Origin of the sequence: Komagataeibacter xylinus (genome assembly GCF_004302915.1) — a bacterium.
GTDB lineage: Bacteria > Pseudomonadota > Alphaproteobacteria > Acetobacterales > Acetobacteraceae > Komagataeibacter > Komagataeibacter xylinus_C.
This window is the reverse complement of the sequence record NZ_QQBI01000078.1, coordinates 1-3527: the sequence shown is the minus strand read 5'-3', so window position 1 is coordinate 3527 and position 3527 is coordinate 1. Positions and strand designations below refer to the sequence as shown.

Genomic DNA, 3527 nt, shown 5'->3' with positions numbered 1-3527 from the left:
GATCGGGCTCCTGTGGGATGACTGAATTCTACAAAATAACCCAAAATTTCCTCAAGTGTGAGAAATTCGCGTCGAGTGCTGTCTCAAGCCAGTGGGGAAGGATAGATGTTGGCACCATGCACCGCTCTCCGATATGAATTAAGGACCATGAGTCCAGAAATTCCATCCTTAACGGACCGACGGTCCGTAATGCAACGTAAAAATCGGGGGCGGCCGCCTGCGTCACCTGACGATATGCTGGCGGCCGCAGACAGGCTTTTTGCCCAAAGCGAGATTCCGGGTGCCGTGACAATGGATGCGATCGCTCTGGCCGCCTGTGTCGGCAAAGGCACCCTGTTTCGGGCATTCGGCAACCGGAACGGCCTGCTGGATGCGCTTTGGGCTGCCAAAATCGCTACATTGAAAGCTAGTGTTGAAAGCAGTGCGCCCCCATTTGATGCCAGCACTGCACCGCCAGATCGTCTTGTTGCGTTTCTTGATGCCATCCTGATGTTCAAGATTGCGAACAGACATCTGATCCGCGCCCGGGAACTCAGCGGGGGACTACTGCAATCTCCGCATTATCAATGGATGCATGCAGAAGCGAGACGCTGCATTATGGATGCGGCAGATACTGCCGATACGGCTTATGCCACCTATAATGCCCATTCTCTGTTAGCGGGACTGCATATCGACCTGATTGATGAGATGCTGGTACAGGGCCTGTCTCTCGAGACGATCCGGAAATTTCAGGCGACCCGCGCTAGAAATGTTCTTCACCCTTGATAAGAGATTTTTGCTTTAGGGAGAGTGACCGACTGGCAGCTTTGCGTTTTTTTTTACCAGTCAGATTTCGAGCAGAAAAAGCGATAAGTTGACAGCCGGAATAGGTATCTGAGCGAGCACATGACCTGATGATTATTCAAAAAAACTCTCATAACTGACCAGAAAGCGACCAGTTCACACGGGCGAACTGGGACCACACATGAACCCAATGGGCGGGGTTGAAACTCCGTGCCCGGTCACATACTGTGCCTGTGGACGTGTAAAAGTCACAGCCCGGTTGGTAGTCCGGGTGGCATTTACGTTCGTGCAAGCTTCTCCGCCTGATCAGGAAGAAGCCACCCGCACGTCCTTTTCTGTGAACAGGAAAGGTGTGTCCTATGTTTATTGCTAAATGGATGATCGCTTTTGTCGCAATTTATGGCGGCCTGGGCGGCTTGATCTTTGACGCGGTGATACCATCAACCGCATGCCAGCACATACGAAATCCGAAGTGGCCGCCCCATGCCAAATTCCATAACGGACAGACGATGCTTTTGGGATTTTGCAACGCTGCCATCGCCATTGCACTGCTATTCGTCTTGCCTTTGAGTCTTGGCAGTTTCTTGCTCGCGGCCGCACTTGCGGAAGCCTACTTCCTCTGCATGCTGATGGCACCTGTCTTCCCAGGTACCGCCTGGAGCGACCCTGAGTTCGTGGCTATAAACCCGAAGCCATTCGGCATTCCAGTGCAGAAATTTCTAAGCCTGCTTGCATCCGCTGTTGTTCTGATAGCTGTGCTGATCGTCATCGTATAGCCAATCTGCCGCCATGTCGCCGGGTAGGGTAACGTCTCGTGGGATTACACCCCGTGCGGCACCCGAATTAGCTAGCGGTATGACAGTGGCGTTTACATGCATCATTCCTGATGGAATGCTCCCGGGACGAAAAAACAGGGCTGCTTGAATGGCTGTTGTCCGATTATGGACAGTAATATCCTTGCCGCTGATGTCTTAGATAAGGCGAATACCGTCGGTCTACACAATGCACTGAGCAGACTGACGGCTATTAGCCTATTCATTCCCACTGACTATCGCCAGGACCATCCCGATGCCCCCCCTCAAGGGGGATGGAGCCGCCAACGCGTGACGACACGTCACATCTGAGAAGAAGGCTCATCTCGTCGAACCAGTGGCAGGAAGATATCGTCGACAATCTCGCGGATGGCGTCATCAGACAAGGGCTGAAATGTCATCATCATCTCATGCCGGGCAAGATCCAGCGGAAGTGATGTGATCCGCGGCGTGAGACGGGCTGGATCGATTTCGCCCCGTTCGATTGCACGTCCAATGACGGCATGGAACTGGCTGCCGTCTACAATACGCGCCCGTATGTCGGCAAAGCTTGATCGTTCGGCCACGAGATCCTTCTGCATGTCGAAGAACAGTTGCAAGTCGCGGGATCCGGCGCGATCCGACATGCAGCGGAGAAGATGACAGAGTTCTTCTCGTAGGCTACCCATATCTAAAATGACGATATTCGCCCGCGCGAATTGCTGCGCGAGCGCCGCCGTCGCGAGTGCCGTGCGGCTGGGCCAGCGCCGATGCAGCACCGGGCGGCTGGTTTCCGCACGACGCGCGACGTTTTCCATCGTCAGGCCCGCATAACCATGTTCTGTCAATTCCGCCCAGGTCGCTTCCAGAATCGCCTCTTCCAGCGCGGCACCGCGTCTTCGTGTCTGTCTTTGAACTCTCATGACTCTCCAGTAAGATACATAATGAATCTTATTGCCCCTTCATTATGCGCCCTATAAGGTACTCAGCGAATCTTATTCCGAGTAAATATCATGAGCACACCAATGGTTCCAGCACAGCGCCGCTCCGTCCTCATCTCCGGTGCCAGCATCGCGGGGCCGACGCTCGCCTTCTGGCTCGACCGTTATGGGTTCGACGTGACTGTGGTGGAGCGGGCACCGACGATCCGGACCGGTGGATACCCGATCGACGTTCGCGGCACGGCGATCGACGTGGTCGAGCGTATGGGCCTGCTGCCCCAGATCCGCACGGCCCATATCGCCTCTCGCGCGATGACTTTCGTGGACAGGGCCGGTAAGATCATTGGCAGCGTGCCGATCTATGAGGCAATCGGCAGCGATACCGAACGCGATGTCGAACTGCCGCGCGGCACGCTGACGACGCTGCTCCATGACGCGACACGTAACGGCGACGTCGATTACTGTTTCAACGATTCAATCGACACACTTCGTGACGACGGTAAAGGCGTCGATATCGGGTTTGCCGGCGGCCGGCAGGCACGATACGATATTGTCATCGGCGCGGACGGTCTGCACTCACGCACCCGCCGGCTGGTCTTCGGTCCCGAGACGCCGTTCAATCATTCCCTCGGTTTCTGCTTCAATCTTTTTTCCATGCCAAATGACAAAGGCCTGTCGCATGGCGGGGTCGTTCATGCCGAGCCGGGACGCACGGCCGCCATATGGGCGGTTCAGGACAGTCCGAGGGTCTTCGGCTTTCTTGCTTTTTCAACGGACGAAGCGCCGGTTTCCGCCAGCCGTGACGCGGAGGAGCAGATCCGGCGTACGAGGGCCGCCTTCGCCGGCATGGGTTGGGAGGTTCCGCATCTGCTCGACGCGATGGCGCAGGCCGATGATCTGTATTTCGATTCCGTCAGCCAGATCCGCATGCCGCACTGGTCGACGCGAATTTCTCACACTTGAGGAAATTTTGGGTTATTTTGTAGAATTCAGTCATCCCACAGGAGCCCGA

The 3527-nt window shown here is 55.5% G+C and carries 4 protein-coding genes; 3 read left to right on the top strand and 1 reads right to left on the bottom strand.

Annotated features, from left to right (window positions below; genetic code table 11):
* The first annotated feature begins 189 nt into the window (after positions 1 to 189).
* Positions 190 to 765 (top strand): TetR/AcrR family transcriptional regulator, encoded by a 576-nt coding sequence (locus DV027_RS17050; RefSeq protein ID WP_242621998.1) that lies wholly within the window; start codon positions 190 to 192, stop codon positions 763 to 765.
* Between the two features lie 377 nt (positions 766 to 1142).
* On the top strand, positions 1143 to 1559 hold the full coding sequence (locus DV027_RS17045) for a DUF6640 family protein (RefSeq protein ID WP_130732969.1): 417 nt from the start codon (positions 1143 to 1145) through the stop codon (positions 1557 to 1559).
* 338 nt (positions 1560 to 1897) lie between these two features.
* On the opposite strand, the gene DV027_RS17040 is transcribed toward DV027_RS17045, so the two are convergent.
* The gene (locus DV027_RS17040) at positions 1898 to 2497 is read right to left on the bottom strand and encodes a TetR/AcrR family transcriptional regulator (RefSeq protein WP_130732968.1); all 600 of its coding nucleotides are present in this window, start codon (positions 2495 to 2497) and stop codon (positions 1898 to 1900) included.
* Between the two features lie 90 nt (positions 2498 to 2587).
* Between DV027_RS17040 and DV027_RS17035 the strand changes: the two genes are divergently transcribed.
* Entirely contained in the window at positions 2588 to 3478 is an 891-nt protein-coding gene (locus tag DV027_RS17035; protein WP_242621997.1) for an FAD-dependent monooxygenase, read from the top strand.
* Positions 3479 to 3527: the final 49 nt, after the last annotated feature.

Excerpts from the sequence above, each read along its gene's own strand:
- DV027_RS17040 (WP_130732968.1), bottom strand. The coding sequence starts at position 2,497 with ATGAGAGTTCAAAGACAGACACGAAGACGCGGTGCCGCGCTGGAAGAG.
- DV027_RS17045 (WP_130732969.1), top strand. The coding sequence starts at position 1,143 with ATGTTTATTGCTAAATGGATGATCGCTTTTGTCGCAATTTATGGCGGC.
- DV027_RS17050 (WP_242621998.1), top strand. The coding sequence starts at position 190 with ATGCAACGTAAAAATCGGGGGCGGCCGCCTGCGTCACCTGACGATATG.
- DV027_RS17035 (WP_242621997.1), top strand. The coding sequence starts at position 2,588 with ATGAGCACACCAATGGTTCCAGCACAGCGCCGCTCCGTCCTCATCTCC.